At 69.7% G+C, this 15,699-nt stretch carries 13 protein-coding genes; 6 read left to right on the forward strand and 7 right to left on the reverse strand.

The window, feature by feature from the left end; translation table 11 throughout:
- Positions 1-62: 62 nt before the first annotated feature.
- From ACFVJX_RS25310 to ACFVJX_RS25325, 4 genes are all read right to left on the reverse strand, one after another.
- Positions 63-275 (reverse strand): ferredoxin, encoded by a 213-nt coding sequence (locus ACFVJX_RS25310; protein WP_384135037.1) that lies wholly within the window; start codon positions 273-275, stop codon positions 63-65.
- An 11-nt stretch (positions 276-286) separates the two neighbouring features.
- A complete protein-coding gene (locus ACFVJX_RS25315) occupies positions 287-1,516 on the reverse strand; it encodes a cytochrome P450 (protein WP_384135040.1) in 1,230 nt (409 codons plus the stop codon).
- 52 nt (positions 1,517-1,568) lie between these two features.
- Entirely contained in the window at positions 1,569-2,444 is an 876-nt protein-coding gene (locus tag ACFVJX_RS25320; RefSeq protein ID WP_384135043.1) for a sugar phosphate isomerase/epimerase family protein, read from the reverse strand.
- A 115-nt stretch (positions 2,445-2,559) separates the two neighbouring features.
- Positions 2,560-3,426 (reverse strand): ACP S-malonyltransferase, encoded by an 867-nt coding sequence (locus ACFVJX_RS25325; RefSeq protein ID WP_384135067.1) that lies wholly within the window; start codon positions 3,424-3,426, stop codon positions 2,560-2,562.
- Positions 3,427-3,967: 541 nt separating this feature from the next.
- On the opposite strand from ACFVJX_RS25325, the gene ACFVJX_RS25330 reads away from it, so the two are divergent.
- The 4 genes from ACFVJX_RS25330 to ACFVJX_RS25345 all read left to right on the forward strand — a co-directional run bounded on the left by ACFVJX_RS25330 (position 3,968) and on the right by ACFVJX_RS25345 (position 7,351).
- Positions 3,968-5,578 carry an acyl-CoA carboxylase subunit beta gene (locus ACFVJX_RS25330; protein ID WP_384135045.1) on the forward strand — a complete coding sequence of 537 codons (1,611 nt, stop codon included), beginning with the start codon at positions 3,968-3,970 and terminating at the stop codon, positions 5,576-5,578.
- Positions 5,579-5,602: 24 nt separating this feature from the next.
- A complete protein-coding gene (locus ACFVJX_RS25335; protein ID WP_384135048.1) occupies positions 5,603-5,836 on the forward strand; it encodes an acyl-CoA carboxylase epsilon subunit in 234 nt (77 codons plus the stop codon).
- Between the two features lie 106 nt (positions 5,837-5,942).
- On the forward strand, positions 5,943-6,707 hold the full coding sequence (locus ACFVJX_RS25340) for a thioesterase II family protein (RefSeq protein ID WP_384135051.1): 765 nt from the start codon (positions 5,943-5,945) through the stop codon (positions 6,705-6,707).
- Positions 6,708-7,081: 374 nt separating this feature from the next.
- Entirely contained in the window at positions 7,082-7,351 is a 270-nt protein-coding gene (locus tag ACFVJX_RS25345) for a PqqD family protein (RefSeq protein ID WP_384135054.1), read from the forward strand.
- Positions 7,352-7,366: 15 nt separating this feature from the next.
- Here ACFVJX_RS25345 and ACFVJX_RS25350 read toward each other — a convergent pair whose 3' ends face one another.
- Positions 7,367-7,981: a TetR/AcrR family transcriptional regulator gene (locus ACFVJX_RS25350; RefSeq protein WP_384135056.1), complete on the reverse strand. Its 615-nt coding sequence runs from the start codon at positions 7,979-7,981 to the stop codon at positions 7,367-7,369.
- Positions 7,982-8,204: 223 nt separating this feature from the next.
- Here ACFVJX_RS25350 and ACFVJX_RS25355 point away from each other — a divergent pair, with 223 nt between their 5' ends.
- Both ACFVJX_RS25355 and ACFVJX_RS25360 read left to right on the forward strand, forming a co-directional pair.
- Positions 8,205-10,949: an AAA family ATPase gene (locus tag ACFVJX_RS25355; protein ID WP_384135059.1), complete on the forward strand. Its 2,745-nt coding sequence runs from the start codon at positions 8,205-8,207 to the stop codon at positions 10,947-10,949.
- A 503-nt stretch (positions 10,950-11,452) separates the two neighbouring features.
- Positions 11,453-12,595, forward strand: coding sequence for a hypothetical protein (locus ACFVJX_RS25360; protein WP_384135062.1), 1,143 nt, complete (start codon positions 11,453-11,455; stop codon positions 12,593-12,595).
- Positions 12,596-12,830: 235 nt separating this feature from the next.
- Here the strand turns inward: ACFVJX_RS25360 and ACFVJX_RS25365 are convergent, their stop codons facing one another.
- Complete coding sequence (locus ACFVJX_RS25365; protein ID WP_384135214.1) at positions 12,831-14,081, reverse strand: Ig-like domain-containing protein; 1,251 nt, start codon at positions 14,079-14,081, stop codon at positions 12,831-12,833.
- Between the two features lie 325 nt (positions 14,082-14,406).
- The gene (locus ACFVJX_RS25370; protein WP_384135211.1) at positions 14,407-15,639 is read right to left on the reverse strand and encodes an Ig-like domain-containing protein; all 1,233 of its coding nucleotides are present in this window, start codon (positions 15,637-15,639) and stop codon (positions 14,407-14,409) included.
- Between the last annotated feature and the right edge of the window lie 60 nt (positions 15,640-15,699).

The raw sequence follows: 15,699 nt of genomic DNA on the forward strand, positions 1-15,699 counted from the left end.
CGCGGCCCGGGCACGGGCCCTGAGGGGTGGGGCCCGCGCCCAGGCGTCCGGGGGGGTGGCCGCTACGGTCGGGGCGCGGCTTGGTCGGAGACGCTCAGCGCCCCGACCGGGCAGACGTTGACGGACTCCAGGACTTCATCGCGGAGCTTCTCGTCCGGGTTCTCGATCAGCAGTACCACCTTGCCGTCCTCGTCGTTCTGGTCGAAGACGGCGGGTGAGGTGATCACACAGGAACCGGCCGCGACACAACGCTCTTTGTCGACGATCACACGCATGGAAAACTCCTTTACCAGGTCACCGGAAGCTCGTGGACACCGTCGATGAGGGCGTTGGCCTTGAAGGGCAGTTCGTCCAGGGCCGCGTCGAGGCGCAGTCCCGGGATGCGCCGCAGCAGGGTCGTGAAGACGACCTCAAGCTGCATGCGGACGAGCATCTGGCCCGCGCACTGATGGCGCCCGAAGCCGAAGGCGACGTTGTGGCGTGCCTCGCGGCGGCTCAGGTCCAGGGTGTTGGGGTCCTTGAAGACCGCCGGGTCGTGGTTGGAGGCGGAGAGCGAGCAGATGACGCCCTCGCCCTTGCGGATCAGCTGGCCACCGATCTCGACGTCCTCGAGCGCGACCCGGACCGTGCCGTGGTCGGAGATGCTGGAGTAGCGCGACAGCTCGTCGACCGCCTGGCCCGAGAGCTCAGGGTGCTCTCGGAGCCAGTCGGCCTGCTCGGGGTGCTGGAGGAGGACGAGCGCGCCGATGGAGATGCCGTTGACGGTGCTCTCGTGACCGGCGGCGATCATGGCCCGTACCAGGGCGCTGATGTCGGCCGGCTCCAGCTCGTTCTTCTCATCGTTGCGCTGGAGAAGGCTGCTGATCAGGTCGTCGCCGGGGTTCTTCTGGCGCTCGGCGATGAGCTCGTAGAGCAGCACCTCGACCTCGGCGTTCGCCGTGGCGTGCTCCTCGGCGCTGCCCTGGGTGACCAGGAGGGTGACCCAGCGGTGGAACAGGTCGCGCGACTCGTGCGGCACGCCGGTCAGTTCGCACATGCCGATGGACGGCACCGGCATCGACAGCATGGAGACCAGGTCGACCGGGCCGCCCTGGGCCAGCATCGTGTCGATGCACTCGTCGACGATCTCCTGGGTGCGCGGCCGCATCGCCTCGACGCGCTTCACACTGAGCTCCGGCATCAGCATCATGCGGTGCGCGGTGTGCTCCGGCGGGTCCATGTGCAGCAGCGCGGGCTTGACCTTGCCGAGCAGCTCCATGGGGAAGGCGAACTGGAGCGGGTAGCCGGGGTCGGCCATGTTGGAGCTGAACCGGGGGTCGACCAGCATCTGCCGGACGTCCTCGTACCGGGTGAGGAGCCAGGCCTCACGGCCGTTGAACCTGAGCTTGACCCGGGAGACCGGCTCGGTCTCCCGCAGGACCGCGTACTCCGGTGCGGGGTCCAGGGGGCAGCCGGTGCGCTCCAGGGGGAAGGGGCGGGGCTGGGCATGCGGGCATGCGTCGACGAGATCGGACATCGTTCCTTCTCCAGAGGTCTCTGCGCTCGGGGGGTACGGGGCAACCGGACGTTCAGGACGCGCTCTCGCCACGGGCCTTCGCGAGGGAGGCGCGCACTGCGGCGGCGGCGCGGGCGATGCTCTCGCTGAGCGGCAGGGCGCGCAGCTCGGCGGAGAGGACCTCCACCGCCGGGGTGACGTCGACCCCCTTGGCGTCCAGGGTGTGCAGCAGCCCGCTGATGTCGAAGTCGCCGTCGCCGGGCAGCAGACGACCGCTGAGGACCTCGTTCATGACGTCGGGGGACGGGGTGCTCGGGGCGTCCGAGAACTCCACGCCCACGATCTGCGCTCCTGTGAGCTGGTCGATCGAGCCGATACCCGTCGGGTCGCGGAAGAGGTGCCACATGTCGACGAGCAGACCGGCGTTGGGCCGGTCCGCGGCGGCGATGATGTCGGAGGCGACCTGGTAGGTGAAGCCGGGCATCACGGCCATGGCTTCGAGGGAGATGTCCAGTCCGCGTGCGGCGGCCCGGTCGCACATCGCCGCGAAGCGCTCGGTGAGGACCTCGACGGGAGGCATCTGCACACCGGGCGGGTAGACGGCGCAGGACTTGACGGAGGGGATGCCGACCAGTTCGGCCAGCTCGAAGAGGCGGGTCTCCGACTCCAGGGCGGGGCCGCTCTCCGCCGGTTCGGCGTTCCAGCCGAAGTTCACCTCGAGCTCGTGCAGCCCGACCCCGTACTCGGAGAGCAGGCCACGCAGCTTGTCGGCCGGGTGCTCGCTCAGGAACGACTCCAGCTCCTCGACGGCCATGCCCATCGAGACGCAGTTGTTCTCGGCCAGCGCCGCGAGCCGCTCCTCGATCGTGTACCGCACCGGCTCCTGCCAGGGCGACCCGGTCAGCTGCAGATAGGCGAATCCCAGGTCGGTCCTGGTCAGAAGGGTCATGGTGTACCTCTCGCTCGAAAGTCCGCGGCCGGTCCTGGTGCCGGTGAAGGGACACGGCGCCGGCCTGGGCGCGTCCCACCGGAGGTGCTTTGGGTCCGAGGCGGTCCAGCCGCGCTCAGGCGGCGAGGCTGCGGCGTACGGGCTGGAGCGCCGTCCTCGGATCCACCGCGACGACGTCGAAGTTCCTCGTGGTGACGGGAACCCGGCCGAAGAGGCTGTCCTGGCCTGCGACGTACAGCTTGCCGACACCGAGGCGGCGCAGGGAGCCGACGACCTCGGGCCAGTGGACCGGGCGGACGAAGCCGTCCAGCAGCATGGTGCGGACCTGCTCGCCGGTGGTCAGCACGGTCCCGTCCTGGTCGGCGACGACGGGCGTCCGCGGGTCGTGGAAGGTCAGAGGGGCGAACAGCTCCTCCTCGGCCCGCTCGCGCAGCGGCGCGAAGACGCTCGCGTGCATGGGCGGGCGCATCGTGTAGAGGGGCAGGCCCCCGACCGAACGCAGCCGCTTGCCGAGCCACTCCAGCACGGGCTCGCGCAGCGACACCATGTAGAAGTCCTCGTCGACGTGGCAGGAGATCTCGTACCACTCTCCGCGCTCGTCGAGTTCGGCGAGGACCCGGTCCAGTTCGGGGCGCGGGACGCGGGTGAAGGAGTGGGTGACGACGTCGTGGTGGTTCTCGGCGAACCAGGACTCCAGGAGCCTGGCCCAGCCGGCGGTGAGGCGGACCGCGTCGGGGAAGTCCAGGACGCCGGTGTGGGCCGCCACGGTCTTTCCGCCGAAGCTGGGCCCGACACAGACCGTGGGCTGGGGATCGAACCGGTCGTGCGCCCACGTGGCGAGGGCCAGGCAGTTGACGAGGAACGCGACCTGCGCGTACTCGCTGTAGTCGCCCTCGGTCTCGCGGTAGCGGTCGACCAGCGAGTAGCCGAGCGCCTCGTCCGCCTCGGCGACCAGCCTGCGGGCGACCGGGTTGATCAGCATGAACTTGGCCGAGTCCTGGAAGCGTGTGGGGCTCATTCCGGGGAAGACCAGCGCACCGCCGGCGCGGAAGTCGTCTCTCATGGTGTTCCTGCCCTTCAGCACGTCGTCCCCGAACGATCGGTCCGTCGGCCGCTCCGTTTCCGAACCGGTCGAGACCCAGGCTGAGGTCTGCCCGCCGCCGCCAAAACCCCTAAGGTTTGCGGGTTCCAATTCCGTTGACGCCGACGGGCCTTGGCGCAGGGGCCCGTCGGCGCCGCGCAACGGAAAGGGACTTCGCTTCCATCCGGTGGTCCCCCGTAGGGCCCCTAAGGGTCTGGGGTCCGTCCGGCCGGGTCGATGAGCCGAGCCGGGCCCGGTCCCGGGCCGTGCGGAGGTGAGGGCGCTCCTGTCGGGGATGACGCAACGGCCCTTTAGGGGGTGCCGGAAAACTTAGGGGAGGACACGAGGACCGCGCCGGGTCTTCGATGGGGGACGGTTATCCGGATTCCGGCGCCGGTGCCAGCAGTCACCGCGCACCGGCGAGCCATGGATGGGTGGGACCATGACAGTGATTCAGGACGCCCCGTCGGACAGCGGTGGCGACAGTTCCGCGGCGCCCCGGCCGGATCTGCGTTCGCTGGTGGCTCAGGCGGCGGAGCTGAAGAGCGCGGCACGCGAGGGAGCGGGCCCGCGCTCCACCGAACAGCAGCACGCACGTGGCAAGTTGACCGCCCCCGAACGCCTGGAACTGCTCTTCGACGCGGGCACGTTCCAGGAGGTGGAGGCGCTGCGGCGGCACCGGTCGACGGGCTTCGGCCTGGAGCACCGGCGGCCGAGCGGTGACGGGGTGATCACCGGGTGGGGTCAGGTGCACGGTCGCACGGTGTTCGCGTACGCGCATGATTTCCGGGTCTTCGGAGGCTCGCTGGGCGAGGCGCACGCGCAGAAGATCCACAAGGTGATGGATCTGGCCATCTCGTCGGGCGCGCCGTTGGTGGGGCTGAGCGACGGTGCCGGAGCACGGATCCAGGAGGGTGTGCAGGCGCTCGCCGGGTACGGCGGGATCTTCCGCCGCAACGTACGGGCGTCCGGGGTGATTCCGCAGATCAGTGTGATTCTCGGGCCGTGCGCCGGCGGCGCCACCTACTCGCCGGCGCTCACCGACTTCGTGTTCATGGTGCGGGACATCTCGCAGATGTACATCACCGGGCCGGACGTGGTCCAGGCCGTCACCAACGAGCGGGTGACTCACGAACAGCTCGGTGGGGCAGAGGTGCACGCGACGGTCTCCGGAGCGGCCGGCTTCGTCTACGACGACGAGGCCGAATGCCTGGAGGAGGTCAGGCACCTGCTCTCCATGCTGCCCGCGAACAACCGCGAACTGCCGCCCGAGGCGCCGACCGACGACCCCGCCGAGCGACGGTGCGAGAGCCTGCTGAGCCTGGTGCCGCACCACCCGAACCAGTCGTACGACATGCGCGCGGTGATCCGGGAGATCGTCGACGACGAGGACTTCTTCGAGGTCCACGCACAGTGGGCGACGAACATCATCTGCGCGCTGGCGCGGCTGGACGGTCACACCGTCGGCATCGTGGCGAACCAGCCCGCGTCGCAGGCCGGGGTGCTGGACATCCACGCGTCCGAGAAGGCCGCGAGGTTCGTCCAGACCTGTGACGCGTTCAGCATCCCGCTGGTCACACTCGTCGACGTGCCGGGCTTCCTGCCGGGCACCGACCAGGAGCACCAGGGCATCATCCGGCACGGCGCGAAGCTGCTCTACGCCTACTGCGACGCGACCGTCCCCCGGGTCCAGGTCATCCTGCGCAAGGCGTACGGCGGTGCCTACATCGTGATGGACTCGCGTTCCATCGGGGCCGATCTGTCCTTCGCGTGGCCGACCAACGAGATCGCCGTGATGGGCGCCGAGGGCGCGGCGAACATCGTCTTCCGGCGCGAGATCGCGTCCGCGCCCGATCCCTCGGCCGCCCGTGAGCAGCGGATCAAGGAGTACCAGCAGGAGCTGATGCACCCGTACTACGCGGCCGAGCGCGGCCTGGTCGACGACGTGATCGATCCGGCCGAGACCCGCGCGGTCCTGGTGCGTTCACTCGCGATGCTGCGGACGAAGGACGCACCCGTCCCGGCCCGCAAACACGGAAACCCCCCGACCTGAGCCCCGTGAGGAGTGACCGAGCCCATGACCACAGCCCCTTGTGCTCCGGAGACCGGGTCCGCCGGACCGGACCGCACCGGACCGGCGCTGCGTTTCCTCGGCGGCGTGCCGTCCGCCGAGGAGATCGCCGCGGTGACCGCCGCCCTGCTGAGCCTGAGCCGCACCCCGGTGGCCGGTCAGGGCACCCGCCCCCGCCCCGCGCCCAGATGGAGCGCACCGCTCAGCTACCGGCCGCCCGGCAGCTGGGCGGCACGATGACGCACCTCGGCCACGCCCCGTACCCGGCCGCGTCCCCTGGCCGGAGCCGGGGCGTCCGCCCCCTGCCGGACCCGGACCCACAGCGACCGAAGGATGTAGAGCACTGATGACGGACGACTCCCGGGAAACCGGACCCTGGATCCGGCGTTTCCATCCCGCCCCCGATGCCCGCGCCCGCCTGGTCTGCTTCCCGCACGCCGGCGGATCGGCCACCTACTACTTCCCGGTGTCACGGGCGCTGTCCCCGGCGGTCGACGTCCTGGCGATCCAGTACCCGGGCCGCCAGGACCGCAGGAACGAACCCTGCGTCGAGGACATCGAGGAGCTTGCCGACCTCGTCGTCGAGGAGCTGCGTCCCTGGGGGGACGTGCCCCTGACCCTGTTCGGCCACAGCATGGGCGCGACGCTCGCGTTCGAGGTGGCCCGCAGGCTCCAGGCCGCCGGGACACCGCCGGCGACGCTCTTCGCATCCGGTCGCCGGGCGCCCGTCCGGGTTCGCGATGAGACCGTGCACCTGGCGGACGACGACCGGCTCATCGCCGACATCACCCAGTTGAGCGGGACGGACTCCGCGGTGCTGGGAGACCCCGAGATCCTCCGCATGATCCTCCCCGCGATCCGCAGTGACTACAAGGCCGCGGAGACCTATCGGTACCGGCCGGGACCGCCGCTCGGGCTGGACGTCGTGGCGCTCGTCGGGGACGACGATCCGCAGGTCACCATCGACGAGGCCGACGCGTGGCGCGAACACACCACGGCGTCGTTCGAGCTGAAGGTGTTCCCCGGCGGGCACTTCTTCCTCGACTCCCACGTCCCCGCGGTCCTCGAACTGATCCGCGCCGGGCTGGGTGTGGTGGCGGTGGGGTCGTGAGCCGCCGGGAGCGGCGGACCGTCCGCCCCGTCCCGCGCATGTGAGTCCCGCGCGGGCGCCCGGACCGGGCGCCCGTGTCGGGAATCCCTCTCACGCCTGCCCCGGAGCTGACTCCGGGGCAGGCGTGCTTCATGCCCCGGGCCAATTCATTCCGGACAGAGTTGCGCTTCCTCCTCCAGAATCTAGACGACCGTACTAGACTAACGTCTATCGCGGCATCGGGCAGCCTGCCCTCATGAGCCGATGTGCGAGGCATCCCCGGTCGGCACCGCATACGCACCGACTGACAGACACCCCACCCCCGCCCCGCGTACACGGTCACGCCTCCTTCACGGTTGGCCGTCACCGGCCGGCTAGCGACTACGGAGGCCAGAGTGCCGGTACGACCAGAACACGGCGTCACCTCACGCGTCACCGAGGACGGGTACCTCGAATTCCTCACCGCGCCGGAGGGCACCAGCTACCGGTGCAGCCCCGTCGCCGCGGCCATGTGGATCGCACTGCGCCAGCACAACGGCCAACTCGGCCCCGCGGCCGCGATGCTGGCCGAGCTGTGGTGTACGGACCCGGAGAACACCCGCACCGATATGGACATCTGGGTGAGCGAACTCCGGGACGCCGGTCTGGTCCGCGACGAACTCTGAGGCGGCGCCGCCCCTTCAGACGGCCGGGCCCGAGCCGGTGACCGCACCCTGGTGCAGCACCAGAATGGCCCGCATCGCCTCGGCCAGATCACGCCCGGAGGGCGCGGTCTCCGGAGAGAACAGCCACAGCGACATCACGCCGTTGAGCAGTGCGGCGTAGAACCTGCCGAGAGTGACGGCCATCTGCTCGTCGACCTCGCTCTCGGGCACCCCGTGGAAGAGCGCCACCAGCGCCGACCAGCCGAACGGCTGCGCCCTGGAGAGCCCCTCGCGCATCTGGGGCAGGTCCTCCGCGTGCACGGCGACCTCCACGCTCAGCGCCCACAGGGGTTTGCGCTCCGGGAAGATCTCGACGATGCGGTTCCAGACCATCTCGAACCGCTCGATCGTCGACTCCGCGGATTCGAGGTCGGCCCCGAACGCGGTGTCCGGGCCGAACTCGTCCGCCCACTCCTGCATCGCCTGGACATAGGCCTGCACCAGCAGGGCGTCCTTGGAGCCGTAGTGGTAGCCGATGGACGCCAGTGCCGTTCCGGACGCGGCCACGATGTCCCGTGCGCTCGTACGGGCGAACCCCTTCTCCAGCAGACAGCGCTTAGCGCCTTCCAGGAGATCTTCACGGTGACCCACAGCACCACCCTTGCCTTGAAGCCGTCGGGGCATCTTAGACCGACCTAACTCCGTTGGAACTGCGAAGCGTTGCGCGCAGCCACCAATCACTCCACCATCCTGCGCGGCGTGCAACTTGTGGCCACTAGAGGACGGCTGGAGCGTGCGCCACACTCATGGGCGTGTGGCGTACGCACACGCGTTCCAGATACGCCACATATGTTCCCATCGGGGTCTTCTCCCCATGGCTGGACATGTCGGACCTGCAGCGTGTCGTTCGGGGGACAGAGTGGAATTTGCCGAAAGAGAGCCGGAAATCCAGGCGTTGCGTACCGCACTCAACGAGTGCCGGAGCGGTGCGGCCCGGATCCTTCTCATCGAGGGTGCCGCCGGATGCGGCAAGAGCGAACTCATCGACACCCTCGCCGAATGGGCCGACACGGGCAAGGACCTCGCGCTGCGGGCTTTCGGTTCACCGGCCGAACGGGATCTGCCGCTCGGCCTGATGCGACAGCTGACCGGGGACGCGCCGGCCGGCGCACTGCCGGAGGCCTCCACAGCACCGGACGGCCAGCCGCAGATCAGTGCGATGCGGGAGTTCCAGGCGGCGCTGGAGCGGCTGAGCGCCACCACTCCGCTCGTGATCTGCGTCGACGACGTGCACCACGCGGACAGCGCCTCCCTGCGCTACCTCCAGCACCTGGTCCGCCACGGCCGCTCCACACGCATGCTGCTGGCACTCACGACCCCGCTGCACCAGGACGGCCAGAACGCCTCCTTCAGCACGGAGTTGCTCCGAAGCCGCAACGTGCGGCGCATCCGGCTTCGACGGCTGAGCCCCGAGGGGTGCCTGCGCGTCGCGGCCGGCTCCCACGGCCCCCTGCCGCGCGAGGCACTCTCGGGCGAGCTGCACGCCATCAGCGGGGGCAACCCGTTGCTGCTGCGCGCGCTCCTGGAGGAGTACCGGTCCGCGCCGACCGGCACCGACACCTTCCGGCCCGAGCAGGGCGGGCTGTTCGGGCAGGCCGTCCTGACCTGCCTGCAGCACAACGGACCGCACATGCTGGGCCTCGGGCCGGCGCTGGCCGTACTGGGCGACGCCTACACCCCGGAACGGGCCGGACGGCTCCTGGACGCCCCGGCCTTCACCGTCGCACAGTCGGTCGCCTCGCTGTCCGCCTCCGGGATCCTCGACGGTCACCGGTTCCCGCACCCGCACACGGAGAGGGCGGTCCTGGACCAGGTGCCGGCCGACGTGCTGGCGGGCCTGCATCTGCGCACCGCCGAACTCCTGCGCCTGGAAGGCGAGTCGGTCACCCGGGTGGCCGGGCATCTGCTCGCCGCCCACCTGGGCGGCGCCGTGACCGCCGCACCCCTCTGGGCCGTTGACGTACTGCGCGAGGCAGCCGAGGACCTGCTCACGCACAACGCCGCGGCCCGCGCCATGGAAGCGCTCGAACTGGCCCACGAACTGAGCCGCGACGAACAGCAGCGGGCCGACATCAAGACCCGGCTCGCGGCCGTCACCTGGCGGGTCAACCCCGGACGGGCGGAACAGCACCTGTCCGCCCCTCTCGCGGTACTCCGCTCCGGCCGGATGGCCGTTGAGCGCCTGGCCCCGCTGGCCGAACTCCTCAACGGTCAGGGCCGGATCGCCGAGGCCGCCGAGGTGATGTCCAGAATCCTCGGAGGCACCGCGGCCAACGACGCCGGGGGAACCGGAAGCGCGCCGCGTCCGGACGAAACACCGGGCACCACGGGCGGCCGCAGCGAGAATCCGAGAAGCCCCGAGGAGACGAGACCGTCGCCGGGCACCGAGACCAACGCGGAGGCCGCGTCCGCCGAGCGGTTCCTGCGTACGACCGTCCTCACCGACGAGACGCTCGAGCCGGTCATGCGCGCGCTGCGGTTCCTCGCCTATTTCGGACACCCCGAGCAGGCCGTCGCCTGCTGCCGCGAGCTGATCGAAGAGGCCGAGCGCCAGAAGGCCCCCGCCTGGCAGGCCCTCTTCTCCTCGGCGCTCGCCTCGGTACTCCTGCGGCTGAGCGATCTGCACGCCGCCGAGGAGTACGCGCGCAGGGCGCTCGACTGCCTGCCCGAGCAGAGCAGCAGCGCGTTCATCGGAAGTCCGACGGCCACGCTGATCAGGGCGCTCACCCTCATGGGCGACCATGCGGCGGTCGCCCGCCAGCTCCATCAGCCGGTCGCGGACACGCTGTTCAAGAGCACCCATGGCCTCGCCTACCTGCGCGCCCGCGGCCTGTACCTCCTCGCGACGCATCAACTGCAGCCGGCACTGGGCGACTTCCTGGAGACCGGGCGGCTCGCCGCACGCTGGGGCGTGGACCGGCCGGCGGTCCTGCCCTGGCGCACGGACGCGGCCGACGTGCTCTTCCGGCTCGGTGAGACGCAACGGGCCAAGGCGCTCGTGGAGCAGCAGTTCGCCGACCCGGACGCGCGCAGGCCCTGGGTACGCGGTATCAGTCTGCGTCTACGCGCGGTGACCTCGGATTCACGCCAACAAGTGCTCCTGCTCAACCAGTCGGTGGACGAACTGAGCCGCTCCGGCGACCGGGTGGAGCTGGCCCGTTCACTCGCCGCACTGAGCCGTGCCCTGCGGGCGGTCTCCGAGCCCGCCCGTGCGGACATGGTGCTCCGCAGAGCGTGGAACCTGGCCCGGGAGTGCGGCGCCGAGGCACTGTGCGAGGAGATCTGCCCGGGACTGCGCCCCGACGACCGGGCGCCCCGGCCCAGCGCCCCGGAGGAGTTCCGCTCCGATCTCGACACGAAGCTGAGCGACTCCGAACGACGGGTGGCCACCCTCGCGGCGGGCGGCTACACCAACCGTGAGATCTCCCTGAAGCTGCACATCACCGTCAGCACGGTCGAGCAGCACCTCACGCGCGTCTACCGCAAGCTCAACATCACCCGTCGGCAGGACCTTCCGGTGGACCTCCACCTCACGGTGTCCACGGCCGAAGCGGCCTGATCCGCCGGTCCTCGCTGCCGGTCCTCGTCGCGACGGACGGGTGACCGGCAGCGTGCGTCCACCGCGCCGGCGCGGAACTCGACTTCGCACATCGCCGACCCGTATCCGGCCCATGATGGCGCGCGGGTTGCCGCCCGGTGGAAACCAGCAGCCCTTGTGGAAACAGCTTCCCTTCACCCGGCGTACTCAAACCGAAGTCACGATCCGAACACAAGTAAAGGGATAGTAAATGAAATACATTAATTGAGTAAACACTCCCCCATGGGCAACCCTCTCGGTTACCCTCGTGATCAACCAAGCCGTTTCAATTCTCCGCACGGGAGATCTCGGGACACTTTTATTGCCTTTTACCGACCCTTTCGATACCTTCCGCATCTCCTTCTCCACTGCAGCCATACCCTCGGATAACTCGTGAGTGAATTCATTTCACATTTCCCATCACGAAATCCAGATACCTTAGAGTTGACGCCCGAACGACCTGCGGGCACAAGGGGGAGCAGCTAATGCCGGCAGCCGGACCATCCCACTCGGTTGGAGAGTGCACACCGCTGGACCACGACCCGCCGGTACAGCGCCGCACTACGGACGAGACCCGGCCGGAGTACGACGACGTCGATGCGGGCCGGCGCCTCGGCCCGGAGCAGTCGATCGGCGTGGAGCGGATACCGCGCCTCCTGGGCCTGATCCGGTCAGGGGCCGAGCGTGAGCTCGTCGCCCCGGCCGACGCGGCCGAGACGAGCGCCCGACTGGCGCGAGCACTCGGAGAGCGGTTGCAGGACCGCCGCACGGGCGACGCCGGCGACCGCGAGGAGAGCCCGCCGGACCCGCACCGGGCGAGCCCCTCCTCCTCCGCGCCCGCCCCGGCCGGCGATCCCCCCGGGGCCACGCCCCTGCTCTCGATGTTCAGGGACCTCAGCGCCCGCTGCCACGAGGAACTCCTCCTGGTGCTGCCCAGCGGCGCCCGCCCCTGCCAGAGCTTTCCGACCACCCGGACCATCGCCCTGGACCTCCTCGACCGCGGGGTACGCGCCCGGCTGATCTACCAGCACGCCATACGCGGCGACCTGGTCACCAGGGCCCTGGTGCGGGAGCTCACCCAGCACGGGGCCGAGATCAGGACCAGCGCCGAACTGATCGATCCGCTGGTCGTGTTCGACGGGGGGACGCTGGTACTGCCCCGCCCCCCGGCCGCCTCCCCGGCCGCCGGCGCGACGACGACGGCCGTGGTGAGAGACCCGGCGATGGTCGCGTTCGCCTGCGCCGCATTCGAGAACCTCTGGAACACATCGAGCCCGCTCATTCCCGACGCGAAGGAAGCCCCGCACTCGATCGACGTCCTCAAGGAGTCGATAGTGCGCCTTATGGCGATGGGGCACAAAGACGAAATGGTGGCTCGCCGGCTCGGAATATCGGTCCGCACATGCCGTCGTCATATCGCGGAAATTCTGGATGAACAGGGAGCCATGAGCCGCTTTCAGGCCGGTGTTCTCCTGGCTCGAGCAGGTCTGGTGGAGGATCCCTTTCCTTCGGCTCAGACAACCACGCAGACAACCACACCGGAGAAAGAGTCCGCTCCGTCGGACGATTTCCGGGACACTTCAGGGCCCACGCACTCGACATATATGCCTGGAACATTGCCCATGTAACGAACCGGACCGTTACGCACGTACCGAATACTGCCGAAATACCTCACGTAACACCCCGGTACACCGGGCCGGGGGGGGGCGCGGCCCGCGCCGCGGCCGGGCCGCGACGCCACCCCAAACAAACCCCCCGCCCCCCCCGCCGCCCTCCGCACACGAAAACGTCGGCCCCCGGGACCCGTCGAGGTCCTGGAAGCCGACGTCGCCCGCTCACCCCGTCGGGGTGAGTGCGCCGGGTCTACTTGGTCCACTCCGACCAGCTCATGTTCCAGCCGTTGAGGCCGTTGTCCGGCTGGATCGTCTTGTCGTGGGAGTTCTTCACGATCACGACGTCACCGATGAGCGAGCTGTTGAAGAACCAGGCCGCCGGGGTGCCAGAGTCACCGCCGCCACGGGCGTCCAGCATGCCGACACAGCCGTGGCTGGTGTTGGTGTTGCCGAAGATGCCCGAGCCGCCCCAGTAGTTGCCGTGGATGAAGGTGCCCGATGTGGACAGCCGCATCGCGTGGGGCACGTCCTTGATGTCGTACTCGCCGCCGAAGCCGACGGTGTCACCGTTCATCCGGGTCACCGCGAGCTTCTCGCTGATGACCATCTGGCCGTTGTACGTGGTGGTCGCCGGGGCGCCCGCCGAGATCGCGATGTCCTTGACCTGCTTGCCGTCGCGGACGACCTTCATCCGGTGCGAGCTCGCGTCCACGGTGCTGACCTGCCGGCGGCCGACGGTGAACGACACCGTCTTGGCCTGCTTGCCGTAGACCCCCGGGCGCCCCTCGACACCGTCCAGATCGAGCTTCACGGTCACCTTGGTGCCCGCGGCCCAGTAGTCCTCGGGCCGGAAGTCGAGGCGGTCGTTGCCGAACCAGTGGCCCTCGATGTCGACCGCGGGCACGGCCGTCACCTTGATGGCCTTCTCGACGGCCTCCGGGTCGGTGATGCCGCGGGTGAAGTGGATCGAGACCGGCATGCCGACGCCGACCGTCGAACCGTCCTCCGGGGTGTACTGCCCGATGAAGGTGTTCTGCGGGACCAGCGTGGTGAAGGTGGTGTCCTTCGCCGACTCACGGCCCTTCTCGTCCTTGGCCACCGCGTGGACCTTGTACTTCGTCGCCGAGGCCAGGTGGTGGTCCGGCTCCCAGCTCGCGCCGTCGGCCGCGATCTTCCCCTCGACCTCGCCGCCCTTCGGGTCGGAGACCTTGACCGTGGAGAGCTTGCCCTGTTCGGCCGAGATCTTCAGTGCCCCGCTGGTGGCGACGGAGTCGGTCCCGTCCTTAGGGGCGACCGTCACCACGGCCTGGGAGGCGCTGGTGTCATCCGTCTTGGCCCCGCTGCTGCCGCCCTTGTTCCCGCCCTCGCCGTCTCCCCCGCCGCACGCCGTCACCAGCAACAGCAGCGCACCCAGTACCAGGGCCAGCAGTCCGGTGGCCCCACGCACCCGCCGCCCGCTGTCCGCCCCGGCCGATGTCCCCGATATCGGCTGCCCGTTCAATGTGGTCGTCTCCCCTCGCACGGCCTGGCCCCGCCAAGGCCCTGGGAACTCTCGGCTCCCGCCCCCGCGCGCTGCATATGCGCGCTCATCGAAAGATAATCACACCGCCTGCGGCGAGATCTCCCCCGGAATGTCACCGTTCAGTCCCAACTCCTCCAGGGACATCGCCTGGTCGAGGGCGTTACGGGCACGGCGGAGCGGGCGCGGTGGCGGAAACGGCGGACAACGGGGCGCGCACGGTGGCGGAAACGGCGGACGACGCGGCCGCACCGGCCGCGCCGTCCGTGCGGCTACGGGAGAGCCGCGGGTGTGTCTCCCGGCCGGGTCAGCGCACGGCGGAGCCCGCCTTCCACTGCGCCCAGTCCAGGTTCCAGCCGCCGAGCCCGTTGTCCGGGGCGACCTTCTTGTCCTTGGAGTTGACGACCTCGACGACGTCCCCGATGAGCGTCCGGTCGAAGAACCAGCCGGCCGGCGTGGACCCGCTGCCGCCCTGCACGTCGCGCAGCCCGATGCAGCCGTGGCTGACGTTGGTCGAACCGAAGATGCCGTCGTCGGACCAGTAGTTGCCGTGCAGGAAGGTGCCGGACTCGGTGAGCCGGACGGCATGCGGGACGTCCTTGATGTCGTACTCACCGCCGAAGCCGACGGTCCGCCCGTCCATCCGGGTCACGTCGTGCATCTCGCTGACCACCATCTTCCCGTTGTACGTGGTCGTCGTCGGGGAGCCCGCCGTGATCGGCACGGTGGAGACGAGCTGCCCGTCACGGCGCACCTCCATCGTGTGCGCGGCCGAGTCCACCAGTGACACCTGCTCCCGGCCCACCGTGAACCTGATGGTCTTGCGCTGGCTGCCGTACACCTTCGGCGCCCCTTCCACATCGCGCAGCCCGACCTCGACCGTCACCTCGGTGCCCGGCTGCCAGTAGTCGGCCGGGCGGAAGTCCAGACGGTCGGTGCCGAACCAGTGCCCGGCCACCTCGACCGGCGGATCGCTGGTCACCTTGATCGCCCGCTGCACGGCCGCCCGCCGGGTGATCGGGCGGTTGAACTCGAAGGAGACGATCATCCCGGTGCCGACCGTGGACCGGTTCTCGGGTTTGAAGTAGCCGATGAAGCGGTGTTCGGGCACCACCGTGGTGAAGGTGGTGTGGCGGGCCGATCGGTGGCCCGACCCGTCCACCGCCACCGCGTCGACGCTGTACTTGGCGGCCAGCCCGAGCCGTCCCGCCGAGCCCTGCGGGGCCCAGGAGCGGCCGTCCTTCGCGATCAGGCCCCGCACCTCCTGCTCCTGCGCGTCCTCGATCCGGGTCACCTTGACGCTCTCCAGCCGCCCGTCAGGGACCTTCACCTCGACCTTGCTGTCCGGTCCCACGTCCTCGGCCCTGTCCTGCGGGGTGACCCGGATCGCCTCCTGCGGCGACCGTCCCTTCCCGCCGATGATCGAGCCCGTTCCGGAGCAACCGGTCAGCACCGCCAGTACGGCCAGTACGGCGAGCAGCCCCGACCGTGTCAGCACGGTGGTCCGGCTCGCGTCTGCCTTCTTCGCTACGTGATTCACGTCCCCACCAACGACCGGGGCCGGTCGGGGAAACGTGAGTGCGGGCCCAGTCGTGGGCAG

Origin of the sequence: Streptomyces sp. NPDC127177 (genome assembly GCF_042672475.1) — a bacterium.
GTDB lineage: Bacteria > Actinomycetota > Actinomycetes > Streptomycetales > Streptomycetaceae > Streptomyces.